Source organism: Rhizobium glycinendophyticum (genome assembly GCF_006443685.1).
Lineage (GTDB): Bacteria > Pseudomonadota > Alphaproteobacteria > Rhizobiales > Rhizobiaceae > Allorhizobium > Allorhizobium glycinendophyticum.
Genome location: NZ_VFYP01000001.1, coordinates 1540028 through 1565124 on the forward strand (window position 1 = coordinate 1540028; position 25097 = coordinate 1565124).

The 25097-nt window shown below is 60.7% G+C and carries 25 protein-coding genes and 1 riboswitch; of the genes, 13 read left to right on the forward strand and 12 right to left on the reverse strand.

Annotated elements, in window-relative coordinates; genetic code table 11:
* The first annotated feature begins 67 nt into the window (after window positions 1-67).
* Entirely contained in the window at window positions 68-1171 is a 1104-nt protein-coding gene (locus FJQ55_RS07485) for a COX15/CtaA family protein (RefSeq protein ID WP_140827004.1), read from the forward strand.
* A gap of 1 nt (window position 1172) precedes the next feature.
* Here FJQ55_RS07485 and FJQ55_RS07490 read toward each other — a convergent pair whose 3' ends face one another.
* The 6 genes from FJQ55_RS07490 to rplM form a co-directional block, all read right to left on the reverse strand.
* Window positions 1173-2003: a DODA-type extradiol aromatic ring-opening family dioxygenase gene (locus FJQ55_RS07490; protein WP_140827005.1), complete on the reverse strand. Its 831-nt coding sequence runs from the start codon at window positions 2001-2003 to the stop codon at window positions 1173-1175.
* Between the two features lie 105 nt (window positions 2004-2108).
* The gene (locus FJQ55_RS07495; protein WP_140827006.1) at window positions 2109-2498 is read right to left on the reverse strand and encodes a VOC family protein; all 390 of its coding nucleotides are present in this window, start codon (window positions 2496-2498) and stop codon (window positions 2109-2111) included.
* A 25-nt stretch (window positions 2499-2523) separates the two neighbouring features.
* On the reverse strand, window positions 2524-3456 hold the full coding sequence (gene argC / locus FJQ55_RS07500) for an N-acetyl-gamma-glutamyl-phosphate reductase (RefSeq protein ID WP_140827007.1): 933 nt from the start codon (window positions 3454-3456) through the stop codon (window positions 2524-2526).
* Window positions 3457-3503: 47 nt separating this feature from the next.
* On the reverse strand, window positions 3504-4481 hold the full coding sequence (gene speB / locus FJQ55_RS07505; RefSeq protein WP_140827008.1) for an agmatinase: 978 nt from the start codon (window positions 4479-4481) through the stop codon (window positions 3504-3506).
* A gap of 131 nt (window positions 4482-4612) precedes the next feature.
* On the reverse strand, window positions 4613-5077 hold the full coding sequence (gene rpsI, locus FJQ55_RS07510) for a 30S ribosomal protein S9 (protein WP_113378149.1): 465 nt from the start codon (window positions 5075-5077) through the stop codon (window positions 4613-4615).
* Between the two features lie 2 nt (window positions 5078-5079).
* Window positions 5080-5544, reverse strand: coding sequence for a 50S ribosomal protein L13 (gene rplM, locus FJQ55_RS07515; RefSeq protein WP_062274693.1), 465 nt, complete (start codon window positions 5542-5544; stop codon window positions 5080-5082).
* A 444-nt stretch (window positions 5545-5988) separates the two neighbouring features.
* Between rplM and FJQ55_RS07520 the strand changes: the two genes are divergently transcribed.
* Both FJQ55_RS07520 and FJQ55_RS07525 read left to right on the forward strand, forming a co-directional pair.
* Window positions 5989-6420 (forward strand): VOC family protein, encoded by a 432-nt coding sequence (locus FJQ55_RS07520; RefSeq protein WP_140827009.1) that lies wholly within the window; start codon window positions 5989-5991, stop codon window positions 6418-6420.
* Window positions 6421-6531: 111 nt separating this feature from the next.
* Entirely contained in the window at window positions 6532-6993 is a 462-nt protein-coding gene (locus tag FJQ55_RS07525; RefSeq protein ID WP_140827010.1) for a CoA-binding protein, read from the forward strand.
* 6 nt (window positions 6994-6999) lie between these two features.
* Here the strand turns inward: FJQ55_RS07525 and FJQ55_RS07530 are convergent, their stop codons facing one another.
* Entirely contained in the window at window positions 7000-7335 is a 336-nt protein-coding gene (locus tag FJQ55_RS07530; RefSeq protein WP_140827011.1) for a hypothetical protein, read from the reverse strand.
* A 163-nt stretch (window positions 7336-7498) separates the two neighbouring features.
* Between FJQ55_RS07530 and FJQ55_RS07535 the strand changes: the two genes are divergently transcribed.
* The gene (locus tag FJQ55_RS07535) at window positions 7499-7930 is read left to right on the forward strand and encodes a CoA-binding protein (protein ID WP_140827012.1); all 432 of its coding nucleotides are present in this window, start codon (window positions 7499-7501) and stop codon (window positions 7928-7930) included.
* A 4-nt stretch (window positions 7931-7934) separates the two neighbouring features.
* Here the strand turns inward: FJQ55_RS07535 and FJQ55_RS07540 are convergent, their stop codons facing one another.
* A complete protein-coding gene (locus FJQ55_RS07540) occupies window positions 7935-8366 on the reverse strand; it encodes a DUF6455 family protein (protein ID WP_140827013.1) in 432 nt (143 codons plus the stop codon).
* Between the two features lie 171 nt (window positions 8367-8537).
* Between FJQ55_RS07540 and FJQ55_RS07545 the strand changes: the two genes are divergently transcribed.
* Complete coding sequence (locus FJQ55_RS07545) at window positions 8538-9824, forward strand: O-acetylhomoserine aminocarboxypropyltransferase (protein WP_140827014.1); 1287 nt, start codon at window positions 8538-8540, stop codon at window positions 9822-9824.
* Between the two features lie 56 nt (window positions 9825-9880).
* The gene (locus tag FJQ55_RS07550) at window positions 9881-10225 is read left to right on the forward strand and encodes a cupin domain-containing protein (protein ID WP_140827015.1); all 345 of its coding nucleotides are present in this window, start codon (window positions 9881-9883) and stop codon (window positions 10223-10225) included.
* Here the strand turns inward: FJQ55_RS07550 and FJQ55_RS07555 are convergent.
* Entirely contained in the window at window positions 10222-10881 is a 660-nt protein-coding gene (locus tag FJQ55_RS07555) for a glutathione S-transferase family protein (protein WP_140827016.1), read from the reverse strand. The genes FJQ55_RS07550 and FJQ55_RS07555 overlap by 4 nt on opposite strands.
* Window positions 10882-10997: 116 nt before the next feature.
* On the opposite strand from FJQ55_RS07555, the gene FJQ55_RS07560 reads away from it, so the two are divergent.
* Window positions 10998-11981, forward strand: coding sequence for a helix-turn-helix transcriptional regulator (locus tag FJQ55_RS07560; protein WP_140827017.1), 984 nt, complete (start codon window positions 10998-11000; stop codon window positions 11979-11981).
* Here the strand turns inward: FJQ55_RS07560 and FJQ55_RS07565 are convergent.
* Both FJQ55_RS07565 and FJQ55_RS07570 read right to left on the reverse strand, forming a co-directional pair.
* Window positions 11971-13215, reverse strand: coding sequence for a cytochrome P450 (locus tag FJQ55_RS07565; RefSeq protein WP_140827018.1), 1245 nt, complete (start codon window positions 13213-13215; stop codon window positions 11971-11973). The genes FJQ55_RS07560 and FJQ55_RS07565 overlap by 11 nt on opposite strands.
* A 50-nt stretch (window positions 13216-13265) precedes the next feature.
* Window positions 13266-14519: a GGDEF domain-containing protein gene (locus FJQ55_RS07570; protein WP_140827019.1), complete on the reverse strand. Its 1254-nt coding sequence runs from the start codon at window positions 14517-14519 to the stop codon at window positions 13266-13268.
* Window positions 14520-14878: 359 nt separating this feature from the next.
* Here FJQ55_RS07570 and FJQ55_RS07575 point away from each other — a divergent pair, with 359 nt between their 5' ends.
* The 6 genes from FJQ55_RS07575 (at window position 14879) to FJQ55_RS07600 (ending at window position 24012) form a co-directional block, all read left to right on the forward strand.
* Complete coding sequence (locus FJQ55_RS07575) at window positions 14879-15514, forward strand: ATP-dependent Clp protease proteolytic subunit (protein WP_113378159.1); 636 nt, start codon at window positions 14879-14881, stop codon at window positions 15512-15514.
* Window positions 15515-15801: 287 nt separating this feature from the next.
* A complete protein-coding gene (gene clpX, locus FJQ55_RS07580; RefSeq protein WP_062274658.1) occupies window positions 15802-17079 on the forward strand; it encodes an ATP-dependent Clp protease ATP-binding subunit ClpX in 1278 nt (425 codons plus the stop codon).
* A 426-nt stretch (window positions 17080-17505) separates the two neighbouring features.
* Window positions 17506-19923, forward strand: coding sequence for an endopeptidase La (lon, locus tag FJQ55_RS07585; RefSeq protein ID WP_140827020.1), 2418 nt, complete (start codon window positions 17506-17508; stop codon window positions 19921-19923).
* 206 nt (window positions 19924-20129) lie between these two features.
* Window positions 20130-20405 (forward strand): DNA-binding protein HupB, encoded by a 276-nt coding sequence (gene hupB, locus FJQ55_RS07590; protein ID WP_006727558.1) that lies wholly within the window; start codon window positions 20130-20132, stop codon window positions 20403-20405.
* A gap of 135 nt (window positions 20406-20540) precedes the next feature.
* A riboswitch (FMN riboswitch) is annotated at window positions 20541-20699 on the forward strand.
* A 133-nt stretch (window positions 20700-20832) separates the two neighbouring features.
* Window positions 20833-21732 carry a DMT family transporter gene (locus FJQ55_RS07595; RefSeq protein WP_140827021.1) on the forward strand — a complete coding sequence of 300 codons (900 nt, stop codon included), beginning with the start codon at window positions 20833-20835 and terminating at the stop codon, window positions 21730-21732.
* Between the two features lie 81 nt (window positions 21733-21813).
* Complete coding sequence (locus FJQ55_RS07600) at window positions 21814-24012, forward strand: esterase-like activity of phytase family protein (RefSeq protein WP_140827022.1); 2199 nt, start codon at window positions 21814-21816, stop codon at window positions 24010-24012.
* 78 nt (window positions 24013-24090) lie between these two features.
* On the opposite strand, the gene FJQ55_RS07605 is transcribed toward FJQ55_RS07600, so the two are convergent.
* Window positions 24091-25077, reverse strand: a complete 987-nt coding sequence (locus FJQ55_RS07605; RefSeq protein ID WP_140827023.1) for an aldo/keto reductase — start codon at window positions 25075-25077, stop codon at window positions 24091-24093.
* Window positions 25078-25097 lie beyond the last annotated feature (20 nt).

Sequence of the window (25097 nt, forward strand, 5' to 3'; positions counted from 1 at the left end):
GCAAACCGGCGGGCTTGTTTTGCACACCGGAGTGATGCAAATCAACGGGCGAAAAGAGGATTGACGAATGACAGCTGCGACGATCGGAACCGAAACCCAAATCCGGACCCAGATTGCCAAGGTGGATAGCGACCGTCGCGCCATCCGCGTCTGGCTCGGCGTCGTCGTCTTCACGCTGTTCTGTCTCGTATTGGTGGGCGGCGCAACGCGCCTCACCGATTCTGGGCTGTCGATTACCGAATGGAAGCCGGTTCACGGTGTCATCCCGCCGCTCTCTGTCGAGGAGTGGGAACAAGAACTTGAGCTCTACCGCCAGATTCCGGAATATCAGCAGATCAACAAGGGCATGAGCCTCGACGAGTTCAAGCACATTTTCTGGTGGGAATGGGCGCATCGCCTGCTCGCTCGCATGATCGGCTTGATCTTCGCGCTGCCGCTCTTCTATTTCTGGATCAGGGGTCGTATCGAGCCGGGCCTGCGCCTGCCGCTGGTCGGTGTTCTCGCGCTCGGCGCTCTCCAGGGCTTCATCGGCTGGTGGATGGTGTCGTCCGGCCTCAGCGAACGTGTCGACGTCAGCCAGTATCGACTGGCCACCCACCTGATGATGGCCTGCTTCATCTTTGCCAGCTGTGTCTGGATCATGCGCAGCCTCAGCCCCCACAGCGAAGATGCCTCGCCGACGCCAAAAGCACGAATGGTGGCCGGCATCCTGGTCGCGATGACCTTTTTGCAGATCTATCTCGGCGCACTCGTCGCCGGCCTCGACGCCGGCTTCAGCTACAATACCTGGCCGTTGATGGATGGCTCGATCGTGCCGCAGGGTCTGTTCGTGCAGGCGCCGGCATGGATCAACCTGTTCGAAAACCCGAAGACGGTGCAGTTCGTCCACCGGCTGGGCGCCTATGTGCTGTTTGCCATCGCGCTGTTCCACATGATCCAGTGTCTGCGGGCAGCGCCCCAGTCCACTCATGCCCGCCGCAGCGTGCTGATGTTCGCCCTGGTCTGTCTGCAGGCGACGATTGGTATCGTGACGCTTCTGAGCCAAGTACAGCTGCATGCGGGCCTGACGCATCAGGGCATGGCGCTGATCGTGCTCGCCTTCGCCGTGGCGCATCTGCGCGGCTTCTACGGTGAGCGTCCGCGCCCGATCGCTATGGAAGTCCGCGACTAATTCAACCGAACCTGAAGCCCGAATAGGGCTTGCCGAGGAAATGCCCCTGGAAGACCTGCCGTCCGGCGTCATCGCCGGCGGCGCCGGCCGCGACGAACAACGGCACCAGGTGGTCGTGATCCGGCACATGGCAGGCACGCGCGTCCGGGTTCTGGTCCCACGTCGCCAGACGCGAAACCCGTTCTTCCAGGCTTTCGCTCTCCACGGTCTCTTTCAGCCAGGCATCAAAACGGATCGCCTCCTGCACGTGACCGGGTTCAGCCTGCCGGAACTGCCGCATGTTGTGATAGCTCATGCCGGAGGCGATGATCAGCACGTCCTCGTCGCGCAGCGGCTCCAGCGCCTTGCCGATCGCCACATGGCTTGCCACGTCGAGCGTATTCTTCAGCGACATTACGGTTACCGGTACGTCCGCATCCGGATAAGCGAGCATGAGCGGAATGAAGACGCCATGGTCGTAGCCGCGCTCCGCATTCTCCGCGCTATCGATGCCGGCAGCGGCAAGCAGGGCGCGGGCTCGGACAGCAAGGGCGGGAGAGCCGGGTGCCGGGTAAGACAGCTCGTAAGTGTGCGGCGGGAAGTTATAGTAGTCGTAGAGCATACCCGGCCGCTCGGCGCTGCTCAGCGTCGGCACCGGTTCCGTTTCCCAGTGACCAGACACAACCAGGATCGCCTTCGGCCTGCGCCCGACCGCGTCGGCCAGACCGCGCAGAAAGCTGCCAAGGTCGTCCCACGGCCCGCGACCCTGTTCGTCCTTGGCGAATTCCATGAACGGCCACGGGCCACCGCCATGGGGAATGAAATAGACGGGAAAACGTTGCTGCTCTGTCATGGCACCTCTCTTTGGGTGCACTATAGCCGTCTCTGGAAGAGCAGACGATATCACGTCTGCCTGACGAAGCGTTCAGCAGCCGGCGACAGTCAGCCCCAGGCGACCTCAGGCAGGCTTGTGACAGACGGCTTCTACGTTGTGACCGTCGGGATCGAGGACGAAGGCGCCGTAGTAATTCGGATGGTAATGGGCGCGGATACCGGGAGGACCGTTGTCCGTTGCACCAGCCGCCATTGCAGCCGCGTAGAACGCGTCTACCGCCGCCCGGCTTTCAGCGACGAAGGCGACATGCATTGACCCTCGGGTGTGCCCGCCCGTGCCGATCCAGAAGGAGGGCTTACCTTGTAAACCATAGCCGGCACCTTCATAAGTTCCGCCGGTCTCTTCAGCCGTCACAACCATGCAGCAGGCGGCGCCGATTGTCGGCATCACCGCGTCATAGAATGTCTTGGACTTCGCATAGTCAGTCACGGACAGACCGATATGATCGAGCATCACGCTCTCCCCAGATAACGCAGCCTTAGGCCGACAGCATCAGATCCATGTTCTGGACGGCCGCACCCGACGCGCCCTTGCCGAGATTGTCGAGTGTGGCGACGAGATTGACGTGGGGACCACCTTCGGTGCCGAACACGTACAGCTTCATCGTGTCTTGCCCGACCAGTTCTTCGGCATCCACGCGTGGCAGCTTGCCGCTCTCGGCGAGCGGCACAACGGTGACGATGTCCTGACCCGCATAATGCGCAACGAGGGCATCGTGGATGCTCTCAATCGTCGTGCCGGATGCGAGGTCGTCGAGGAACAGCGGGACCTGCACGATCATGCCCTGTGCGAAGCGACCGACGGAGGGCGAGAACAGCGGCGCCCGGTCAAGCCGCCCGTGGATCTTCATCTCCGGCACGTGCTTATGCTTGAGCGGCAGTCCGTAGAGAAAGTTGTTGGCACTCAGATGCTCCGGATGAGCGGCGTCTTCCATCTGGGCGATCAGCTGTTTGCCGCCGCCGGTATAGCCGGAGACAGCATTGATGCTGACCGGATAGCCGTCCGGCAGGATGCCGGCATCGCGCAGCGGCCGGATCAAACCGATCGCCCCCGTCGGATAGCAACCGGGATTGGCCACGTGCCGGGCGGCCTTGATCTTGGCACCCTGTGCCTTGTCCATTTCGGCAAAGCCATAGGCCCAGTCTTCGGCGACGCGGTAGGCGGTCGAGGTGTCGATGATCCGAACCTTGTTGTTGCCCGAGAGCATGGTGACGGCCTCTTTCGAGGCATCGTCCGGCAAGCATAAAATGGCGATGTCGGCGCTGTTCAGCAGGTCCTCGCGCATCGCGGCATTGCGCCGCTCGGCTTCGGGGATCGACAGGAGCGTGACATCGCGGCGGCCGGCCATGCGGGTGCGGATCTGCAGCCCCGTGGTTCCGTGTTCGCCATCGATGAAGATTTTCGCGCTCATGTTTTAGTCCACAAATTCAGAAGGTTACGAAGCTCGGCGGAATCACTTTATCCGCTCTGTGATTCAGTTTGTTGACGCGAGGCGGAGAGCCGCTCGGCCTTGAGCCCCAGCATATACATCGCGACAGTTGCACCGGCAATGGCAGTGATATCGGCATGGTCATAAGCGGGCGCAACCTCGACCACGTCGGAGCCGCGGATGTCGAGGGGACCGAGCTTGCGCAAGACCGACAGCATCTTAGCAGAGGAGGGGCCGCCTGCGACCGGCGTGCCGGTTCCTGGTGCAAAGGCCGGATCGAGACAGTCGATATCGAAGGTGAGGTAGCAGGGACGGTTGCCGACATGGGAGAGGATCTGGTCGGCGATTGCTTGGGCGCTCATGTCCTCCACCTCGTAGCCCGGAATAATCTTGATTCCAAAATCCTCCGGCGCCTCGGTCCGGATGCCAATCTGGATCGAGGCAGAGGGATCGATGACCCCTTCGCGAACCGCCCGGCAGACGAAGGAGCCGTGGTCGATCCGCTGGCCGTCGTCGTCCCAGGTGTCCTGATGCGCATCGAAATGGACGAGCGCCAGCGGCCCGTGTTTTGCGGCATGTGCCTTCAGAAGTGGCCACGTGACGAAATGGTCGCCGCCGAGCCCGAGCAGATAGGCGCCGGAAGCAATGATTTCAGCCGCCTGCGCCTCGATCCGCGCGGGTGTCTCCTGGTGATTGCCGTAGTCGAGCAGCACGTCGCCATAGTCGATGGCAGCCATCTGCTCGAAGAGATCGCGGGCGAACGGATATTGCGGATCATTGTCGAAGATCGCCGAGGCCCGCCGGATCGCCTGCGGCCCGAAGCGCGCGCCCGGGCGGTTGGAGACGGCCGCATCGAAGGGAATGCCGAGCACCACGGCATCGACGCCGTCGAGCGCCTTCGAATATTTGCGCCGCATGAAAGAGAGCACACCGGCGTAGGTCGGATCAGTCGCCGCGCCACGAAGAGCGGTGGCGGTAAAGGCGTTGTCGATCGATTTGCTGGCCATGATCATTCCTGGGCTTAATTTGATCAAATTATCGGACGCTTCTCCGCGGTCAAGCGGTGGCGTCGGTCTCAAGAGACAAAAAAAGGCGGAGCCGAAGCCCCGCCTTGATTCCGTTTCCGGTTGTCCAGCGATTAACGCTTGGAGAACTGGAACGAACGGCGGGCCTTGGCCTTGCCGTACTTCTTACGCTCGACAACGCGGCTGTCGCGGGTCAGGAAGCCACCCTTCTTCAGGACCGAGCGCAGGCCCGGTTCGAAGTAGGTGAGGGCCTTCGAGAGACCGTGACGAACAGCACCGGCCTGGCCGGAAAGGCCGCCGCCGTGAACGGTCGCGACGATGTCGAACTGGCCATCACGGGCAGCTGCGACGATCGGCTGCTGCAGGATCATCTGCAGGACCGGACGGGCGAAGTAGGTGCGGAATTCGCGGCCGTTGATCGTGATCTTGCCGGTGCCCGGCTTGACCCAGACGCGGGCAACGGCGTTCTTGCGCTTGCCGGTGGCATAGGAGCGACCCAGCGAGTCGACCTTGCGGACGTGAGCCGGAGCTGCGTCCTGTGCCGGGGCAAGGTCCTTCAGGGAAGAAAGATCGGCCATACTTAGGCGCTCCTTGTGTTCTTGCTGTTCAGCTTGGCAACGTCGAGAACGACGGGCTGCTGAGCTTCATGCGGATGGTTCGAGCCGGCATAGACGCGCAGGTTCTTCATCTGGCGACGGCCGAGCGGGCCGCGCGGGATCATGCGCTCGACAGCCTTCTCGAGAACGCGCTCCGGGAAGCGGCCTTCGATGATCTGGCGGGCAGTACGTTCCTTGATGCCACCCGGATAACCGGTGTGCCAGTAGTAGGTCTTGTCCGAATACTTCTTGCCGGTGAGGACAACCTTCTCGGCGTTGATCACGATGACATTGTCACCATCGTCAACGTGAGGGGTGTAGGTGGCCTTGTGCTTGCCGCGAAGATACGTGGCGATGATGGTGGCGAGGCGGCCGACAACGAGCCCTTCGGCATCGATGACGATCCACTTCTTCTCCACCTCTGCAGGCTTCTGAACGAAGGTAGACATTGAGGTCTCTTTCCGTGTGATCCTGGCAAACCCTGATATGGGCCAGCAGGCGTTTTTTGTTGCTTGTTTCGCGCCGTGTTCGACACAAAAAAGAAAGCGGTCCCGAGGGGCCGCGTCCTTGTGCGCTGTATAATCAGAGGTGCCGGATTGGTCAAGATGATGTTGGCCGATCAGCGCGCCGGAAAATATAGCAGAATCAAGGGATTAGATATGAGGTATTATTTTACCGCATATCCTGCAGGTGCCGGTCGCCGTAATCGCCACAGAATGTGCCTGTAGCGACTTATCCATCCTTCGCGAAAAGGTCAGGCTATCCGATCCATTGACTGCGAAGGGAGGGATTGCAGGCAAAACATGAGCGCAACTCATGATGCTAATATTTGCATGAACATAATGAAAACATAAACCGAACGTATCGGCAGGCGCCCAAGATGGAGGTAATTTATGTCCCTGGAGCGTCGCATTTCCTTGATCACGCTGGGCGTTGCAGATGTCGCACGCAGCACCGATTTCTATGAGCGGCTCGGCTGGAGCAGATCCTCGGCCTCTAATGACGACGTCACCTTCATTCAGCTCAAGGGAATAGTGCTCGGGCTGTTTTCCCGGGCGCATCTGGCGCAGGATGCCCGCGTTGACAATACGTCGCCCGGTTTCTCCGGCGTCACCCTTGCCTACAACGTGCCGAGCGAAATCGGTGTGGATGCGGTCGTCAAATTCGTCGTCTCTTGCGGAGCGACTCTGGTCAAGGCGCCGGAAAAGGTCTTTTGGGGAGGCTATTCCGGCTACGTCGCGGATCCTGATGGCCACCTTTGGGAAATCGCCCACAATCCGTTCTTCCCGCTGGACGAGCACGGTCATGTGGTCCTGCCGGACTGATGTTAGGCATTTGAGCGATCGAACAAAATGGCTGTTAACGGGCAGGGCGTATAACAGTATCGGGGATACAGGACGGTTTACTCAACGGCCCGAAAGGGCAGGAGAAAGTCCATGAACCACGACACCTATCTGAACAGCTATCTCGCGGAGATCCTCAAAGGTGCGCGCACGGTCGCGGTGGTCGGCGCCTCCACCAATGATCACCGACCAAGCCACTGGATCTCCGGTTTTCTGCTTGGCAAGGGCTATCGCGTCTTTCCGGTGAACCCGCTGCATGCGGGTTCCACGATCCTTGGCCAGCCCGTTTATGCCTCACTTGCCGACATCAAAGAGTCGATCGATCTGGTCGACGTCTTCCGCCAGTCGGATCATCTTGATGCGATCGTCGATGAAGTCCTGGCCATGAAACCCATGCCGAAAGCCATCTGGTGCCAGCTCGGCGTCCGCAACGACGGGGCCGCAGCAAAGGCCGAGGCTGCGGGGATTAAGGTCGTGATGAACCGCGCACTCGTCTCAGAATACCCGCTGGTATACGAGTTGACCCATGCCCACGGACCGGCGCACGCGGCCTGACCACGCTTAGAAGCGGATGACCGGTTTGAAGAACTGATCCGGCAGGGGACTGACGGGTTCGCAGCTGAGCACCGGGCAACGTGGCTCGTCGCGCGTTGGAACATAAGCACGTTCGGCATATTCGTTGGCGTCGCACTGGGCGTTGCGCGTGACGTAGCGATCGTAGAGCGTCATGCCCGGGACCCGTTTCGACGGGTAGCGCAGAATGACCGCGCCCTCGTCGATCACCCGCTGGCGGGCCTCGGCGCAGGTCAGGCTTTGTGAGTTGTAGCGTGAAATGGCGGCGGCCGGCGATGCCGCGCCAATGGCCGCCACCAGAATGATCATATGGTTCAGACGCATGATGGTCCTCCTTGAATGCGGTTCAACGCTGGGCTCTGTCAGCGGGTTCCGGTCTGAGCGACAAGCTTTTCACCTGACCACACATCGCGCAGCTGGCCTTGTTGTCGACGTGCTATATCCCATCTAGTTCTGCTATGTGAAGCACGCGGCAAAGGAGATCGGGATGGCGGAACATACCCATTATTCGAACGACTACCTCAGGGAGATCCTTGGCAGCGTCAAGACCATCGCGCTCCTCGGTGCCTCACCCAAGGCCGATCGCCCGAGTTTCGGCGTCATGCGCTTCCTGATGTCGAAAGGCTTCCGAGTCTTCCCCGTCAATCCCGGTCAGGCCGGCAAGGAAATTCTCGGCCGGACCGTCTATGCGACGATGGCCGATATTCCCGAGCCTATCGACATGATTGACGTGTTTCGGGCACCCGAATACCTCGGCGAGGTGGTTGCTGAAGCGCTGGCTTTGCCCGAACGGCCCAAGGTGATCTGGGGTCAGTTGACGGTGCGTGACGACGAGGCCGTGAAGCCGGCTGAGGCAGCCGGTATTAAGGTCGTCATGAACCGCTGCCCGGCAATCGAGATGCCGCGTCTGGGGCTTTGAGCGACTAGCGCTCCATCAACAGATCCGGGTTGGCGCGCAGACTGTTGAGGCTCTCGGCATTGTTGCAATAGTCGACAAAAGTCTTGCCGATTGTGCCGGCTTCCAGGTCGTGTCGACACTGATCTTTGGACTGGCAGCTCGAGCAGGCGATTTGCATGTCGCGAAACAATTTCCGCATCTGGTAGTCGACTTCGTCTGGATCGATGTTGAGGGCGCGCATCACCTGCGGCATCTCGTCGGCGGCATGCGGCCCGGCCTTGACCAGCCCCAGCAACTGGTGCGGGCTGAGGCCGCAGTCTTCCGCCAGCGCTTCGATCTGCGCCTGATCGAGATTGGCCAGAACGTCGGTCTCGGTCGATGCTTCAAAGCCCTGCGCGAACCAGGACAGGATCTGCTGCATGGTGTGGCGTACCGGGTCTGCGATGTTCAGGGTCATGATATCTCTCCGTCAATGAGGAGGAGAATGCCATGCCATGCGCTACGTGCATTGACCTCGATCAAGGACGTTTATGCTCATCCGACAGTTGAGATTGGAATATTGCAGGCTGACAACCGCCCCCGACTGACTATGATCCGCAGCAGTCCAGCTTAAGGGAGGATCCATAACATGTCGGACACGAATCCGGGTTTTGCCACGCTTGCCGTTCACGCCGGCGCCCAGCCTGATCCTACGACCGGCGCGCGCATCACGCCGATCTACCAGACGACCGCCTTCGTCTTCAACGATTCGGACCATGCCGCAGCCCTCTTCGGCCTCAAGCAATTTGGCAATATCTATACCCGCATCATGAACCCGACGCAGGCCGTTCTCGAAGAGCGCGTGGCAGCCCTCGAAGGGGGCACTGCAGCGCTCGCCGTTGCCTCCGGCCATGCCGCGCAGCTCCTCGTCTTCCACACGCTGATGCAACCGGGCGACAATTTCGTCGCGGCGAGGAAACTCTATGGCGGTTCGATCAACCAGTTCGGCCATGCCTTCAAGAATTTCGACTGGCACGTTCGCTGGGCCGATCCCGCCGACGTCGCAAGCTTCGAAGGGCAGATCGACGATCGCACCAAGGCCGTCTACATCGAGAGCCTCGCCAATCCGGGCGGCACCTTCGTCGATATCGAGGCAATCGCCGAGGTTGCCCATCGCCACGGCCTGCCGTTGATCGTCGACAACACGATGGCCAGCCCCTACCTGATCCGCCCGCTACAGCATGGCGCTGACATCATCGTCCATTCCGCCACCAAGTTTCTCGGCGGCCATGGCAACTCCATGGGCGGTGTCATCGTCGACGGCGGTACCTTCGATTGGTCGGCCAAGGAGGGCAAGTATCCGATGCTTTCCACGCCGCGCCCGGAATATTCCGGTGTCGTCCTGCACCAGACCTTCGGCAACTTTGCCTTTGCCATCGCCTGCCGCGTGCTCGGTCTGCGCGACCTCGGTCCGGCGATCGCGCCGATGAACGCTTTCCTGCTCCTGACCGGCATCGAGACCCTGCCGCTGCGCATGCAGCGCCACTGCGACAATGCGCTGAAGGTGGCGACCTGGCTAAAGAACCACCCGAAAATCGCCTGGGTCAATTATGCGGGTCTTGCCGACGATCCCAACAATGCCCTGCAGAAGCGCTATTCGCCCAAGGGCGCAGGCTCGGTCTTCACCTTCGGCATCAAGGGCGGTTTGGAAGCCGGGAAGGCACTGGTCGGGGGGCTGCAGCTCTTCTCGCATCTGGCCAATATCGGCGACACGCGCTCGCTGATCATTCATCCGGCCTCGACCACCCATGCCCAGCTTTCCGAGGAGCAACAGATTGCTGCCGGTGCAGGTCCCGATGTCGTGCGCCTGTCGATCGGGATCGAGGATCCGGAAGACATCATCGCCGATCTCGAGCAGTCGCTCGCCAAGGCCTGACGCCGCATCTGATGGCGGCGCGATCTGCGCCGCCTCCTTTTTTCAGGGAAGCCGTGATGAACCATTCCTTGCCTTTCGACCCGACGACCGTCACCCCGGAAGAGGGCGCACCCGCGCCCGACCGTTTGATCTCCGGCGACCCCCGCTTCACCACCTGGAACATCGAGGAGGCGGAGGGCGGCGTTTATGCCGGGATCTGGCAGTCGACGCCCGGCAAGTGGCGGATTCTCTACGATGAATGGGAGTATTTCCATATTCTCGAAGGCCATTCGGTTGTCACCGAAGAGGGCGGAGCGCCGATCCACCTCCGGGCCGGCGACCGCCTGATCCTCAGGCCCGGCTTCAAGGGAACCTGGGAAGTGCTTGAAACGACTCGCAAGGACTATGTGATCCGGCTCTAGCTCGCAGCCTTCATCCGGGCCGCTGCCGCCTCGTGCTCGGCCGCCAAGGTGATGTCCTCTGTCGAGACCTTCTGGATGCTCGCCCGGCTGTTGATCCGCTCCATGTAGGCCTGGAAGGCGGGGCGGGACTCAACGAGACCGAACATTGTGGTCCAGTGCAGTGCGATTCCCCACAGGAGGTCCGCTGCGGTGAAGCGGTCGCCGAGAAGGTATGGGCCCTTCTTCAAGGCGTCCTCCAGCATGTCGATCAGCAGGTCATAACTGGCATAGGGGGTCTCGTTGAAAGAAGCCGGCTCCCGCTTCATGTATCGATCGACGACCGCGGGTTCGAAACAGCTACCATAGATGAACAGCCAGCGGACATAGGCGCCGCGGTCTGCATCTGTCAGTGCAGGAGCAAGACCCGCTTCGGGGAAAAGATCGGCAAGATAAAGATAGATCGCGCCCTGTTCGGTGACGAGCGTGCTCTCAACCTCGACCGCCGGCACCTTGCCGAGTGGATTGATCGCAAGATAGGCCGGCTGTCGCTGTTCGCCGGCCTTCATGTTGAGCACATGCAGCGTATAGGGGATGCCCAGTTCCTCAAGCAAGACGCGCGCGCCTGTGGCTCTGGTCTGTGGCGAATAGAAGAGGGTGATCTGGTAGTCATTGCGCATTGAAGTCTCCCTTTCGAAATGATGCCGCCATGTGGCGATGAAGCGAGACTATGCGACCGTACCTGTCAGTCTGTGTCAGGTTGGTTTAGGGTGCTCGACCAGACGAGGATTTTCTTATGCGCGCAAGCCGGCTGATCAACATCCTGACGACCCTGCAGGCGAAGGGCCTGGTGAAGGCGGAAGCGCTCGCTGCCGAGAACGAAGTTTCGGTCCGCACCATTTATCGAGACATCGACGCCCTCTCGCTCTCCGGCATCCCGGTCTACAGCGAGCGCGGTTCGGATGGCGGTTACAAGCTTCTCGACGGTTACCGTGTCCGCCTCAATGGGCTGTCGCCTGCCGAAGCTGAGGCGATGTTCCTCTCCGCTATTCCCGGCGCCGCAGCCGATCTCGGTCTCGGATCGCTGATGGCCGGCGCTCAGAAGAAATTGACGGCGGCCTTGCCCGAGGATCTGAGAGAGAGTGCGAGGCGCACGCAATCGAAGTTCCACCTTGATGCACCGACCTGGCTCGCTGAGGGCGAACAGCCGGTCTACCTTCAGGCCATTGCCGATGCCGTCTGGAACTCCAAGCGGATCCGCATGCGCTACCGTTCGTGGAAGGCGGAGAAGAACAGGGTGGCAGAACCGCTCGGGATCGTCATGAAGGGCGGCGCCTGGTATCTCGTCGCCCGCGTTGACGACACACCGCGCACCTACCGCATTTCGCGTGTCCTCGATCTGATCGTCACCGATGAACACTTCGACTGGCCGAAAACTTTCGACCTCGCAGCCTACTGGGACGAAAACACCCGACGGCTCGAACGCGAACTCTACCCCAATTCGGCAATTGTCCGGCTATCCGGCTGGGGGCTGAGGGAGGTAGAGCACATGTCTCCTCCTTACGTTCGCTCCAATCTTGAGCTTCTGGGGGAACCTGACGAACAGGGCTGGCACACTGTCCGCCTGCCGGTGGCGCAGGAACGCATGGCCGTCTCCGAGATGCTGAAGCTTGGAACGGAGGTCGAGATCATCGACCCGCCGGAATTGCGCGCCGCCATGCATCGTGCCGTTGGAATCCTGATGGCCCGTTACAGCGAGGCGTCCGACCTCACCAGCTGAGGTCGAGCCGTTCCAGCCCATGGAAATGGTAGACATCCTTGACCTTGGGCGTTTCGGCGATCTTTAGCCCCGGCAGACGCTTGAACAAGAGCGGCAGAACAATGTTGAGTTCGAGCCTTGCCAGCGGCGCCCCGATGCAGAAATGGATGCCGGCACCGAAGGAGAGGTTCGCCCCTTCGTCGCGCTCCGGCTTGAAAGTCAGCGCATCCGGGAATTTCTGCGGATCAAGATTGGCGGCTGCCAGAATGAGGCTTACCTTGTCCCCGCGCTGGAAGGACACGCCGTCGATCTCGCAGGGCTCCAGGCACCAGCGCTGGAAGATATGCACGGGCGCGCAGATGCGGAGCGTCTCCTCGACCGTCCGTTCGGTGGTCTTCTCGTCAGCAAACAGCGTCGCCGGATCGATCCCGCTATCGAGGATGACCCGAACCGAATTACCGATCTGGTGCACGGTCGCCTCGTGGCCGGCATTGAGGAGCACGATCGTCGTCGAGATCAACTCGTCCTCAGTCAGGAACTGGCCCTTGTGCTCGGTATGGATCATGTGGCTCAGAAGATCATCGCGCGGCTCGGCCCGCCGCTCCGCGATCACCTGACGCACGTAGTCGGCAAACTCCTTGGCTGAGCGATCGGCCGCCTCTTCGTCGGCGCGTGTCCGTTTGAACATGTACATGCCGACATAGTCGTGGCTCCATTTCAGAAGCTGCGGCCCCATCTCCTCGGGAATGCCGATCATCCGGGCGATCATCGTGACCGGGATGATGTCGGCGAATGTCGACAGAAGCTCCGTCCTTCCATCCTTTTCGAAGCTGTCGATCAATCGGTTCGCCAGTTCCTCGATCTCCGGCGTCATCTTCTCGACATGTCGGGACACGAATGCACGGTTCACCAGTGTCCGCAGCCGCGTGTGCTCCGGCGGCTCGATCTCGAGCAGCGAATGCTCCTCTGCCTTATCGAAGTGGCTGGTATGCGCTGCGGGCTCTGGCATCCCGAGTTCTTCGCGCGTTGCGATATGCAGGATCTGCCGGCCGAAGCGGCGGTCGCGCAAAAGCGCGTTCACATGGTCATAACCGGTGAAGAACCACTGCTTCTGTTCCTCCCAATAGAAGGTCGGACAGCTTGCGTGCAAAGCCGCGTAGGCCCGGTTCGGATCGCCGTAGAAAGCGGGATCACGGGCGTCGAGAGAGACGCGACGGCTGGCTGGATCGATGGTGAGGAAGGAAAGCTCGGTCATGATAACCTGTTTATGCGATGGTGACTGTTCCGCCAATGCCTTGGCGAAGGTCAGCTGTCCAGTGAGGTTGCGACGGCGGCGATCCTTTTCAGGATCGCGACCTGGCGGTCAACCTGTTCATCAACCGCGACGCCCGTCTCCAAACGCGCCGTTGGCACAGTGACAATACGCGCGCCGGCCTTCACCGACGTCCGGTTGCGGCCCTGGCTCTTCGAAACATAGAGCGCGCTGTCAGCGTCCGACATCAGTTGCTCCAGCTTTGCACCGGCAAGAGGGCTGACGGCAATGCCGATGCTGGTTGTGATGCTGAGGGGCTTGAGCTCTGTTGATATTGGCTTCTCGGCCAGTGCCATCCTCACCGTCTCGGCAAAGAGAGCGGCATCGCGGGGTTCGGAAATGGCCAGGACGGCAGCAAACTCTTCACCGCCGGTGCGCCCGAAGGCGGCCCGCTGCGGCAGGAGCGATCGGCAGAGTGCGGAGAATTCCAGCAGCACCTGATCGCCCGCCTGATGCCCATGTTCGTCGTTCACCTGCTTGAAGTGGTCCAGATCGAAGATCAGCAGCGCAAGAGCCGGCGAGGGGGCTTCGTCATGAATGCGCTGATAGGCTTCGGAGAAGCCGCGGCGATTGAGGACGCCCGTCAAGGGATCCGTTCGCACGAGCGCCTGCAGGCGCTCCTCAGAGCGGTCCATCAGCATCTTGGCGAGGATCACGATTGCCGTGATGAAGCCGACCAGGGCGACTGTTCCCATCCATAGTCCAAGGATGTTGTCCTGGAACCCTTTGGGTTGCCGGAAGATCACAAAGATCCCGAACGTGAGGCTCGACATCGCCTGAGTGGCCCAAATCGCCGACAGCATGATGCGGTAGCGGCGTGAACTGAAGCTTGCCTTGGTGATCAGCACCGCCAGGGATAAGAAACCGATGGCCGCAGCGAGGTTATAGGTCGATACCCTCAGGGCAAAGGTTTCGCGGACCTGGGGCAGAAGATTTCCGACAATCCAGATCAGGGGCGGCAGCCATGCGGCAAACGGCGCGCGCCGTCGATCCAGAGCCGAGATGGCAGTGATCCATGCGCTGAAGGCGAAAAGCGAGGTGATGTTGGCCACGTGAATAGACACGAAATCGGGAATGTTGCCACGCGCGCCGACGAGGCCGAGCCCCGTAGCGTGCGCGGCAAAACCTATGCCGAACCAAAGGAAATGCCGCTGATCCCGCCCATGCAGCCAAATGGCAAGAAGGAGAATCGCAAGCGTGCCCGCCTGGATCACCCAGAGCAGAAACGCCGTCTTCACGTCGATCACGATCAATATCCCAAATAATGGAGTCTGGGCCTACGCGCTCCACAATGGCGCAGCCGGGTTAAGCACTTCCTACGGTGACCTTGTGGATTGCAGCAAGTGCAGCTGTTCTTGGCTGCAAGGAAAAAGAGAATTTTCACCATGTTAGAGGTTTCTTGTGCGTCGTGGGCAAGTCTCAGGAGCAAGAACCTCGCGGGTCGGGCAAAACAGCCGGAGCAGGGCCGTTAGGTCGCTTGCAGGCATTAAGGATATCCCTTGCTCGTGTCTTGAATGTCAGGGTCCGGACACTCTATGTAGGGGTTGACAGATTTTACGTGATTCCCGGTGCTGACGTGCCGGGGTGAGGCTGGAAAAGGACCGATATGAGAAATCCCGTTGATACCGCCCTGGCTCTGGTGCCGATGGTCGTGGAGCAGACCAATCGCGGCGAGCGCTCCTACGATATCTTCTCCCGCCTGCTGAAGGAGCGGATCATCTTCCTGACGGGTCCGGTCGAGGATACCATGGCCTCGCTGGTCTGCGCTCAGCTTCTTTTCCTGGAAGCCGAGAACCCGAAGAAGGAAATCGCCCTCTACATCAATTCGCCGGGCGGCGTCGTGACCTCCGGCATGGCAATCTACGACACGATGCAGTTCATTCGTCCGGCCGTGTCGACGCTGTGCATCGGCCAGGCAGCCTCCATGGGCTCGCTGTTGCTTGCCGCCGGCGAGAAGGGGATGCGTTTCGCCACCCCGAACGCACGGATTATGGTCCACCAGCCATCCGGCGGCTTCCAGGGCCAGGCGTCTGACATCGAGCGCCATGCTCGTGACATTATTAAGATGAAGCGTCGCTTGAACGAGGTCTATGTCAAGCACACCGGCCGCACCTATGAGGAAGTCGAGACCACGCTTGATCGCGACCACTTCATGGAATCGAGCGAAGCTAAGGACTGGGGTCTGATCGACCGTATTCTGACGTCTCGCGCCGAAATTGAGGGCGCGGCTCCGTCGGCTTGACGGCATCCGGCCGGGCGGCGCCTTTGCGGGCGCCGCAGGAAGTGAAGGCGCCGGGGGTTTAAAGTCGCCGCGAAAGCGCTAATAGTATGGATTAAGGCTATGTTGAACGTTTGTGACATAGTCTGCCGAGACTGGGAGTTTTCGTTGCCGCCGATCCGTGTTGTGCTGATCGGCTAGTAGCTCCAGATCGGAAGAGGTTTTCACCAAAGGCGGCGGTGGGAACTGGACAGTGTGAGTGACCGCCCTGCCGTGACTGCGGTGGCGCGGCGTGCTGGAAGGATAAAGACATGAGCAAGGTCAGCGGAAGCAACGGCGGTGACTCCAAGAATACCCTTTATTGTTCCTTCTGCGGCAAGAGCCAGCACGAGGTCCGCAAGCTGATTGCCGGACCGACTGTGTTCATCTGCGATGAATGCGTCGAACTCTGCATGGATATCATCCGCGAAGAGAACAAGTCTTCGATGGTCAAGTCCCGTGATGGCGTCCCCACGCCGCAGGACATCATCAAGATCCTCGACGAATACGTGATCGGCCAGAAGCAGGCGAAGAAGATCCTGTCGGTGGCCGTGCACAACCACTACAAGCGCCTGTCGCATGCCTCGAAGGGCGGCGACGTGGAACTGGCGAAGTCGAACATCATGCTTGTCGGCCCGACCGGCTGCGGTAAGACCTATCTTGCCCAGACGCTCGCCCGGATCATCGACGTGCCCTTCACCATGGCGGACGCCACGACCCTGACCGAAGCCGGTTATGTCGGTGAAGACGTCGAAAACATCATCCTGAAGCTGCTTCAGTCTGCGGATTACAATGTCGAGCGCGCCCAGCGCGGCATCGTCTATATCGACGAAGTCGACAAGATCTCCCGCAAGTCGGACAATCCTTCGATCACCCGCGACGTGTCGGGGGAGGGCGTCCAGCAGGCGCTTCTGAAGATCATGGAAGGCACGGTTGCTTCCGTTCCGCCGCAGGGTGGCCGCAAGCATCCGCAGCAGGAATTCCTGCAGGTCGACACGACGAACATCCTGTTCATCTGCGGCGGTGCCTTTGCCGGCCTCGACAAGATCATTTCTGCCCGTGGCGAGAAGACCTCGATCGGTTTTGGCGCAACGGTGAAGGCGGAAGATGATCGTCGCGTTGGCGAAGTGCTGCGCGAACTGGAGCCGGAAGATCTGGTCAAGTTCGGCCTTATCCCGGAATTCATCGGTCGTCTGCCGGTTCTGGCAACGCTCGAAGACCTGGACGAGGATGCGCTGATCCAGATCCTGTCGGAGCCGAAGAACGCGCTCGTCAAGCAGTACCAGCGCCTGTTCGAAATGGAAGACGTCGAACTGACCTTCCACGAGGACGCACTGCGCGAGATTGCCCGTAAGGCGATCACCCGCAAGACCGGTGCCCGCGGACTTCGCTCGATCATGGAAAAGATCCTGCTCGACACGATGTTCGAACTGCCGGAACTCGATGGCGTGCGCGAAGTCGTCATTTCCGACGACGTCGTCAACGGCAATTCCCGTCCGCTGTACATCTATGCGGATCGCCAGGAAGAAAAAGCCAACGCTTCGGCGTGATTTCACCCACGAGTCACAAATGCAGTTGGAGCCCGCCCTTGGCGGGCTCTTTCGTTTTAGGGTGATCTTTTCTGATTTTACCGTGTCTGCTGTTGTCTCTGTTGACGGTTGGAGTAGAACAGATCGGGTGACATGCCGCCTGGATTCTGTTGCGTATCGGTATCTGCGTATCGTTCGTCCCTTCATGCGATGGCTGTAGTGACCGCTTTGCCGGTCGCAGCCACACACGCCTCGCTTCAGGTCCGCGTTCTAGGATGCGGGTCGAGGGAAAGCGTCATGTTCCCGTCACAGATTTGCGACGGACCAGCCAGGCAGGCTTGAATTGACGGTTTCGCGACTCCACTTGTTGGAGGAGCAAGAACATGACCGATGCCTTTGGGTCGGTCATCAGGTCCCGGTTCCCCGGGATGTTTGAAAGGAATTGAAATGACGAATACGTCATCGACAAACGAGGCGAACACCTATCCGGTGCTTCCGCTGCGCGACATCGTTGTGTTCCCGCACATGATCGTCCCCTTGTTTGTGGGCCGTGAGAAATCCATTCGCGCTCTGGAAGAGGTAATGGGTTCCGACAAGCAGATCATGCTGGCCACGCAGATCAATGCGAGCGACGATGATCCGGCCGCGACGGCCATCTATGAAGTCGGCACCGTTGCCAACGTCCTGCAGCTCCTGAAGCTGCCCGACGGCACCGTGAAGGTCCTCATAGAAGGCCGCGCCCGTGCACGGATCGATAGCTACACCGGCCGCGAAGATTACTATGAAGCCAAGGCTCGCATCCTTGCAGAACCCGACGAAGATGCCGTCGAGATCGAGGCCCTGTCGCGCTCGGTGGTTTCGGAGTTCGAAAACTACGTCAAGCTGAACAAGAAGATCTCTCCCGAGGTCGTCGGCGCCGCAAGCCAGATCGAGGACTACTCGAAGCTGGCCGACACGGTTGCCTCGCACCTTTCTATCAAGATCACCGAGAAGCAGGAAATGCTGGAGACGGTGAGCGTGAAGACGCGCCTTGAAAAGGCGCTCGGCTTCATGGAAGGCGAGATTTCAGTCCTGCAGGTCGAAAAGCGCATCCGCTCGCGCGTCAAGCGCCAGATGGAGAAGACCCAGCGCGAATACTACCTCAATGAACAGATGAAGGCGATCCAGAAGGAGCTCGGTGACGGCGAAGATGGCCGTGACGAGATGGCCGAGCTGGAAGAGCGCATCGCCAAGACCAAGCTTTCCAAGGAAGCCAAGGAAAAGGCCGATGCAGAGCTGAAGAAGCTGCGCCATATGAGCCCGATGTCGGCGGAAGCCACCGTCGTGCGCAATTATCTCGACTGGCTGCTGGGCCTGCCCTGGAACAAGAAGTCCAAGGTCAAGATCGACCTGAACGCTGCCGAGAAAATCCTCGACGAGGACCACTTCGGCCTCGACAAGGTCAAGGAGCGCATCGTCGAGTATCTGGCCGTTCAGGCCCGTGCAACGAAGATCAAAGGCCCGATCCTCTGCCTCGTCGGCCCTCCGGGCGTCGGTAAGACCTCGCTCGCCAAGTCGATCGCCAAGGCGACCGGCCGTGAATACGTACGCATGGCCCTCGGGGGCGTCCGTGACGAAGCCGAAATTCGCGGTCACCGCCGCACCTATATCGGCTCGATGCCCGGCAAGATCGTCCAGTCGATGAAGAAGGCCAAGAAGTCCAACCCGCTCTTCCTGCTGGACGAGATCGACAAGATGGGCATGGATTTCCGCGGCGACCCGTCTTCGGCCCTGCTCGAGGTCTTGGACCCGGAACAGAACTCGACCTTCATGGACCACTATCTCGAAGTGGAATATGACCTGTCGAACGTCATGTTCGTGACGACCGCCAACACGCTGAACATCCCCGGTCCGCTGATGGACCGCATGGAGATCATCCGCATCGCCGGTTACACCGAGGATGAGAAGCTCGAAATCGCCAAGCGTCACCTGCTGCCGAAGGCGATCAAGGAACATGCCCTGCGTCCGGAAGAGTTCTCCGTGACGGACGGCGCGATCCTGGCGATCATTCAGCAGTATACCCGCGAAGCCGGCGTTCGCTCCTTCGAGCGCGAATTGATGAAGCTCGCCCGCAAGGCGGTGACCGAGATCATCAAGGGCAAGGTCAAGTCGGTGGCGGTTACGGCCGAGAACATCAACGAATATCTGGGCATCCCGCGCTTCCGCCACGGCGAAGCCGAGGGTGAGGACCAGGTAGGCGTTGTCACGGGTCTCGCCTGGACCGAGGTCGGCGGCGAATTGCTGACGATCGAAGGCGTCATGATGCCCGGCAAGGGCCGCATGACGGTGACGGGCAACCTGAAGGAAGTGATGAAGGAATCGATTTCGGCAGCGGCGTCCTATGTCCGCTCGCGCGCCGTCGATTTCGGCGTCGAGCCGCCGCGTTTCGACAAGTCGGACATTCACGTGCACGTTCCGGAAGGCGCGACCCCGAAGGACGGCCCGTCTGCCGGTATCGCCATGGCGACTGCCATCGTCTCCATCATGACCGGCATCCCGGTGTCGAAGGACATCGCCATGACCGGTGAGGTGACGCTGCGCGGCCGTGTTCTCCCCATCGGTGGCCTGAAGGAAAAGCTCCTCGCGGCTCTCCGTGGCGGCATCAAGAAGGTGCTCATTCCGGAAGAAAACGCCAAGGACCTGGCCGACATTCCGGACAACGTGAAGAACAACATGGAGATCGTACCGGTGTCGCGGATGGGCGAGGTCATCAGACACGCCCTGATCCGTGTGCCGGAGCCGATCGAGTGGGACGGTACCGTCGAGACCCCGGCAATCGGGACGGTTGAAAGCACCGACGAGACCGGGGCAACCATCGCACATTGATGCGATTTTGCCATGGTTGAGCCATAAAGCTCCAAATCAGAAAAAAAGGCTGGCAAATATGCCAGCCTTTTTTGTGAAAACACGCTTAAACGGCTTGTTTTCCGGGGCTTTCGGGTGCTTTTGAGTTGCGAAGGGCAGAAGCATTCGTATTCTCCGCCCGACTTAATCATTTGAGTCGTTTCATACCAATCAGAAAGGGTGGAAACATGAACAAGAACGAACTCGTATCCGCGGTCGCCGAGAAGGCTGGCCTGACCAAGGCTGACGCCGCCTCTGCCGTTGATGCCGTTTTTGAAACGGTCCAGGCCGAGCTGAAGAACGGCGGCGACATCCGTCTCGCTGGCTTCGGCGCCTTCACCGTCGCCCGTCGCGAAGCCTCCAAAGGCCGCAACCCGTCCACCGGCGCTGAAGTCGACATCCCGGCTCGCAACGTTCCGAAGTTCACGGCCGGCAAGGGCCTGAAGGACGCTGTCAACAGCTGATCTGTCGTGACCGTCGCCACCCTACGGTGCGATGGTCAGCTGACGCCTCTGAAGCCCGGCCTCGTGCCGGGCTTTTTTGTTGTCTTGCACTGCAGCAAACTCTGCCTTATCTCTGTCATGTCGGGTCTTCCGGCAATTCGTTCTCAGGGCGGGGTGCAATTCCCCACCGGCGGTAAGGGGAAACTCGAGCCCGCGAGCGCCTGTCATTCTTGCCGGTAACGGAGGAGGGCAGGGTCAGCAGATCCGGTGTAAATCCGGAGCCGACGGTCATAGTCCGGATGAAAGAGAATGAGGTCAGGTAGCGACGCGTCACCCGGATTTCCGGTCGGCGTCACTGCTGCGTGTGGCTTAATCCCGTCCGGGGAAGGCCTCGTCGTCCTCGTCTGTCCTGATTTGTGTTGGTCCTTTTGGAAAAAGGAAAAGAGACATGAATCAGAGTTCCGCAACGCTGCTGCGTTCCCGCGCCGTGATCGGCGCCGGTTATATGGTTCTCGCCGGCATCGCCTTTGCCGCCCTCAACGTCGTGACCCAGTGGCTGGCCATGACGCTACACTTCCCACCCGCCTCCACGGCCTTTTGGCAATATGGCTTTGCGCTGATCCTCTCGCTGCCTCTGCTTGTTCGCCTCGGCCTGCGCGCCATGAGGACGGCCTATCCTGTCCGCCACATCCTGCGCGTCCTGCTCGCCGCCTTCGGTGTCCAGGCCTGGGTGACCGGGCTTGCAACCGTCCCGATCTGGCAGGCCATCGCGCTCGTCATGACCTCGCCCTTCTTCATAATCATCGGCGCGCGTCTCTTCCTCGGGGAAACCGTCGGTCGCGACCGCTGGCTGGCGACGCTCGCAGGCTTCACCGGCGCGATGATCATCCTGCAGCCCTGGTCGGACACGTTCACGCTAGCAGCTCTGCTGCCCATCCTCTCGGCGCTCCTGTGGGGCGGCTCCTCCCTGATCATGAAGAACCTGACCCATTACGAAGCGCCCGAAACGGTGACGGTCTGGCTGCTCGTCCTGCTGACGCCGATCAATGCAGGCCTGGCCGCTGCCTCAGGCTTTTCTGTGCCGGAAGGTCTAGCACTCTGGCTGCTACTCGCAGCCGGCCTGCTGACGGCCATTGGCCAGTATCTCCTGACGCTCGCCTACAACGCCGCCGATGCCGCTTACGTCCAGCCTTTCGATGATCTGAAGCTGCCGCTCAACGTCTTTGCCGGCTGGCTGGTCTTCGGTTATGCCCCGAGCGGCTATCTCTGGCTCGGCGCGGTGCTCATCCTCGGCGCTTCGCTCTTCCTCATGCTCCGGGAAGCAAGGCGAGAAACAACTCCGGGCTGAATTGGATGATTGTCATGCGCCTGTAATCCGGGTGACGCAAAAGCCTCCTGTTCCATTCTTCGGCAACAGGAGGTTTCCCCAATGACGTTTGGCTTCACACGCGCGGCCTTGACCGCAGCACTTCTGGCATCGGTCGCCATGCCGGCCGCAGCCGAGCAGGTCTTCAACCGCATCGCCGCCTTCCCAGTCGCCACCAATCTACCGGCCGACAAGGACAAACTGTCGACGACCTCGGCGGAAATCGTCACGGCAACCGAAGACGGCACGACGCTCGTTTATTCCGATAGCCCACTCGGCGCGATCGGCTTCGTCGACATCACCGACGCCAAGGGGCCGAAGGCCGGCGGCGCGCTGATGATGGGCGGCGAACCCACCTCCGTTGCCGTTGCCGGCACCAAGGTTCTGGCCGGCATCAACACCTCCGAGAGCAAGGCGAACCCGTCCGGCAAGCTCGTCGTCGTCGATATCGCCACCAAGGCGATAGAAGCGAGCTGCGATCTCGGCGGCCAGCCGGATTCGGTCGCCGTCTCCAAGGACAAGAGCTTCGTCGCAGTCGCCATCGAGAACGAGCGCGACGAAGACGTCAATGACGGCGACCTGTCGCAGATGCCCGCCGGTGACCTCGTCATCGCATCACTGAAAGACGGCGTCGTCGATTGCAGCTCAATCAAGCACGTCGCGCTGACCGGCCTTTCCGAGATCGCCCCTGAAGATCCGGAGCCGGAATTCGTTGCGATCAACAGCCTCGGCGAAATCGCCGTGACGCTGCAGGAAAACAACCACATCGCCATCGTCGACGGCAAGACCGGCGAAGTGAAGGCGCATTTCTCCGCCGGTCAGGTGGATCTCGCCGGTATCGATACGAAGTCGGACGGTGCCTTGAAGTTCACCGGCAGCAAGGAAGGCGTTCTTCGCGAGCCGGATGCGGTGAAGTGGCTGGACGACGACCGGATCGTGATCGCCAACGAAGGCGACTGGAAGGGCGGTTCGCGCAGCTTCACCATCTTCGACAAGAGCGGCAAGGAACTCTACGAATCCGGTCCGTCGCTCGAGCTCGCCACCGCCCAGATCGGCCATTTCCCCGACAAGCGCGCCAAGTCCAAGGGCGTTGAACTCGAGGGCCTGGAGGCAGCGACCTTTGGTGACCAGAAGTACGTCTTCGTGCTCTCCGAGCGCGCCTCGATCGTTGGCGTCTACAAGGACACCGGTGCCGAGCCGGAACTGGTGCAGCTCCTGCCGTCCGGCGTCTCGCCGGAAGGGGCCGTCGCCATCCCCGGTCGCAATCTGCTCGCCACCGCCAACGAAATGGACCTCGGGAAAGACGGCGGCGTGCGCTCGCATGTGATGCTGTATGAACTGGCGGAAGGCGCGCCTGCCTACCCGATGCTCCGCTCGGAGATCGTCGACGGCGCGCCGATCGGCTGGGGTGCTCTGTCCGGCCTCGTCGGCGACGCCGAGAAGGCCGGCCAGCTCTATGCCGTTAATGACAGCTTCTATTCGGCACAGCCGACGATCTTCACGATCGACGCGACGCAGAAGCCGGCCGTCATCACCAAGGCCCTGCCGGTCACCCGTGGTGGTCAGGCTGCCCAGAAGCTCGACATCGAAGGTATCACGCTGGATGGCAAGGGCGGCTTCTGGCTCGCGTCTGAAGGTGATCCGGCCAAGCTCGTCGGCCATGGCATCTACAATGTCGACGACAAGGGCGAGATCAAGTCGGAGATCGGCTTCCCCACGGAACTGCTCGCTGGCCAGACCCGCTTCGGTCTGGAAGGCATCACCAGCGTCGGCGAAGGCGACGACATGACGCTGTGGATGGCCGTGCAGCGCGAATGGGGGGACGACGACAAGGGGCTCGTCAAACTCCTGTCCTACAATCCGAAGTCCAAGGAATGGGGCGCTGTGCATTACCCGCTGGAAAAGGCGGGCGAAGGCTGGGTCGGCCTCTCCGAGATCACCGCCCGTGACGGCAAGCTCTACATCGTCGAGCGCGACAACCAGGTGGGCGACAACGCCAAGCTGAAGAAGCTCTATTCAGTTGACATCGCCGACCTGAAGCCCGCCAAGATCGGTGCAGAACTGCCTGTTGTTACCAAGCAGGAAGTGCACGACTTCCTGCCCGACCTGAAGGCTGCGACCAACGGCTATGTCGTCGACAAGCTCGAAGGCTTCACCTTTGACGCATCAGGTAAGGCTTTCGCCGTCACCGACAATGACGGTGTCGACGATAGTTCGGGCGAAACCCTGTTCTGGGAAGTGAACCTGCAGGGCACCAACTGATCGGCAGATCGTCATGCGGAAACGAGAGAGGCCGGGTGATCGCTCACCCGGCCTCTTCCTTTTCAGCATTGCTGTGTCTTACCAGCGGTGATGCACATGCGGTGCGATCAGACGCTCATAGGTGTCCTTGGCTGCCGCCATCACATCCGCCGAGATTGCCGGAAGATCGGACGCGGCGGCATTGGCCTTGGCCTGCTCGCCGTTGCGCGCGCCGGGGATGACCACGGTGACCGCCTCATGCATCAGGATCCAGCGCAGCGCGAACTGCGCCATGGACGCGCCGGCCGGAACGAGCTTGCGGATTTCCTCGACGGCTGCGAGCCCCGTCTCGAACGGCACGCCGGCAAAGGTTTCACCGACGTCGAAGGCTTCACCGTTGCGATTGAAGTTGCGGTGATCTTCCGCCGCAAACTGGGTGTTCGCCGTGATCTTCCCCGACAGCAGACCGCTCGCCAGCGGAACGCGGGCGATGACGGCGACATTGCGGCGCTTCGCTTCCTGGAAGAACAGCGAGGCGGCGCGCTGGCGGAACATGTTGAAGATGATCTGGACCGAGACCACACCGGGATATTCAATCGCCTTCAGCGCTTCCTCGACCTTTTCCACCGAGACGCCGTAATGCTTGATTTTGCCTGCATTGCGGAGCTCCTCCAGCCCCTCGAACATCTCCGGGCGATAATAGACCTCGGTCGGAGGGCAGTGCAGTTGCACGAGATCGAGTGTCTCGACGCCGAGGTTCTGCAGCGACCTGTCGATGAAGGCCTCGATATTCGACTTCGTGTAACCATCGGCCACATGCGGATTGAGCCGGCGCCCGGCCTTTGTCGCCACCATCGGACGTGCCCCGCCGCGCGCCTTCAGAACGTCAGCAATGATCTTCTCCGAGCGTCCGTCGCCATAGACATCGGCCGTGTCGACAAAAGTCATGCCCGCGTCGAGGGCGGCATTGAGGGCTGCCCGGCCATCGGCCTCCGATACCTCGCCCCAGGATCCACCAATTTGCCAGGCGCCGAAGCCGATGTCGCTGACGGTGAATTCCGTGCGGCCGAAGGAATGCTGTCTCATGTAAAAGTCTCTCCCGTGAT

What these genes read in the sequence shown, in the direction of transcription:
- rplM (WP_062274693.1), bottom strand. Translation starts at nt 5,544, where the DNA reads ATGTCTACCTTCGTTCAGAAGCCTGCAGAGGTGGAGAAGAAGTGGATC.
- rpsI (WP_113378149.1), bottom strand. Translation starts at nt 5,077, where the DNA reads ATGGCCGATCTTTCTTCCCTGAAGGACCTTGCCCCGGCACAGGACGCA.
- FJQ55_RS07595 (WP_140827021.1), top strand. Translation starts at nt 20,833, where the DNA reads ATGAATCAGAGTTCCGCAACGCTGCTGCGTTCCCGCGCCGTGATCGGC.
- FJQ55_RS07485 (WP_140827004.1), top strand. Translation starts at nt 68, where the DNA reads ATGACAGCTGCGACGATCGGAACCGAAACCCAAATCCGGACCCAGATT.
- FJQ55_RS07540 (WP_140827013.1), bottom strand. Translation starts at nt 8,366, where the DNA reads ATGACCCTGAACATCGCAGACCCGGTACGCCACACCATGCAGCAGATC.
- FJQ55_RS07605 (WP_140827023.1), bottom strand. Translation starts at nt 25,077, where the DNA reads ATGAGACAGCATTCCTTCGGCCGCACGGAATTCACCGTCAGCGACATC.
- lon (WP_140827020.1), top strand. Translation starts at nt 17,506, where the DNA reads ATGACGAATACGTCATCGACAAACGAGGCGAACACCTATCCGGTGCTT.
- FJQ55_RS07545 (WP_140827014.1), top strand. Translation starts at nt 8,538, where the DNA reads ATGTCGGACACGAATCCGGGTTTTGCCACGCTTGCCGTTCACGCCGGC.
- FJQ55_RS07490 (WP_140827005.1), bottom strand. Translation starts at nt 2,003, where the DNA reads ATGACAGAGCAGCAACGTTTTCCCGTCTATTTCATTCCCCATGGCGGT.
- FJQ55_RS07555 (WP_140827016.1), bottom strand. Translation starts at nt 10,881, where the DNA reads ATGCGCAATGACTACCAGATCACCCTCTTCTATTCGCCACAGACCAGA.
- FJQ55_RS07600 (WP_140827022.1), top strand. Translation starts at nt 21,814, where the DNA reads ATGACGTTTGGCTTCACACGCGCGGCCTTGACCGCAGCACTTCTGGCA.
- hupB (WP_006727558.1), top strand. Translation starts at nt 20,130, where the DNA reads ATGAACAAGAACGAACTCGTATCCGCGGTCGCCGAGAAGGCTGGCCTG.
- clpX (WP_062274658.1), top strand. Translation starts at nt 15,802, where the DNA reads ATGAGCAAGGTCAGCGGAAGCAACGGCGGTGACTCCAAGAATACCCTT.
- FJQ55_RS07530 (WP_140827011.1), bottom strand. Translation starts at nt 7,335, where the DNA reads ATGCGTCTGAACCATATGATCATTCTGGTGGCGGCCATTGGCGCGGCA.
- speB (WP_140827008.1), bottom strand. Translation starts at nt 4,481, where the DNA reads ATGGCCAGCAAATCGATCGACAACGCCTTTACCGCCACCGCTCTTCGT.
- argC (WP_140827007.1), bottom strand. Translation starts at nt 3,456, where the DNA reads ATGAGCGCGAAAATCTTCATCGATGGCGAACACGGAACCACGGGGCTG.
- FJQ55_RS07550 (WP_140827015.1), top strand. Translation starts at nt 9,881, where the DNA reads ATGAACCATTCCTTGCCTTTCGACCCGACGACCGTCACCCCGGAAGAG.
- FJQ55_RS07575 (WP_113378159.1), top strand. Translation starts at nt 14,879, where the DNA reads ATGAGAAATCCCGTTGATACCGCCCTGGCTCTGGTGCCGATGGTCGTG.
- FJQ55_RS07495 (WP_140827006.1), bottom strand. Translation starts at nt 2,498, where the DNA reads ATGCTCGATCATATCGGTCTGTCCGTGACTGACTATGCGAAGTCCAAG.
- FJQ55_RS07560 (WP_140827017.1), top strand. Translation starts at nt 10,998, where the DNA reads ATGCGCGCAAGCCGGCTGATCAACATCCTGACGACCCTGCAGGCGAAG.
- FJQ55_RS07520 (WP_140827009.1), top strand. Translation starts at nt 5,989, where the DNA reads ATGTCCCTGGAGCGTCGCATTTCCTTGATCACGCTGGGCGTTGCAGAT.
- FJQ55_RS07535 (WP_140827012.1), top strand. Translation starts at nt 7,499, where the DNA reads ATGGCGGAACATACCCATTATTCGAACGACTACCTCAGGGAGATCCTT.
- FJQ55_RS07565 (WP_140827018.1), bottom strand. Translation starts at nt 13,215, where the DNA reads ATGACCGAGCTTTCCTTCCTCACCATCGATCCAGCCAGCCGTCGCGTC.
- FJQ55_RS07525 (WP_140827010.1), top strand. Translation starts at nt 6,532, where the DNA reads ATGAACCACGACACCTATCTGAACAGCTATCTCGCGGAGATCCTCAAA.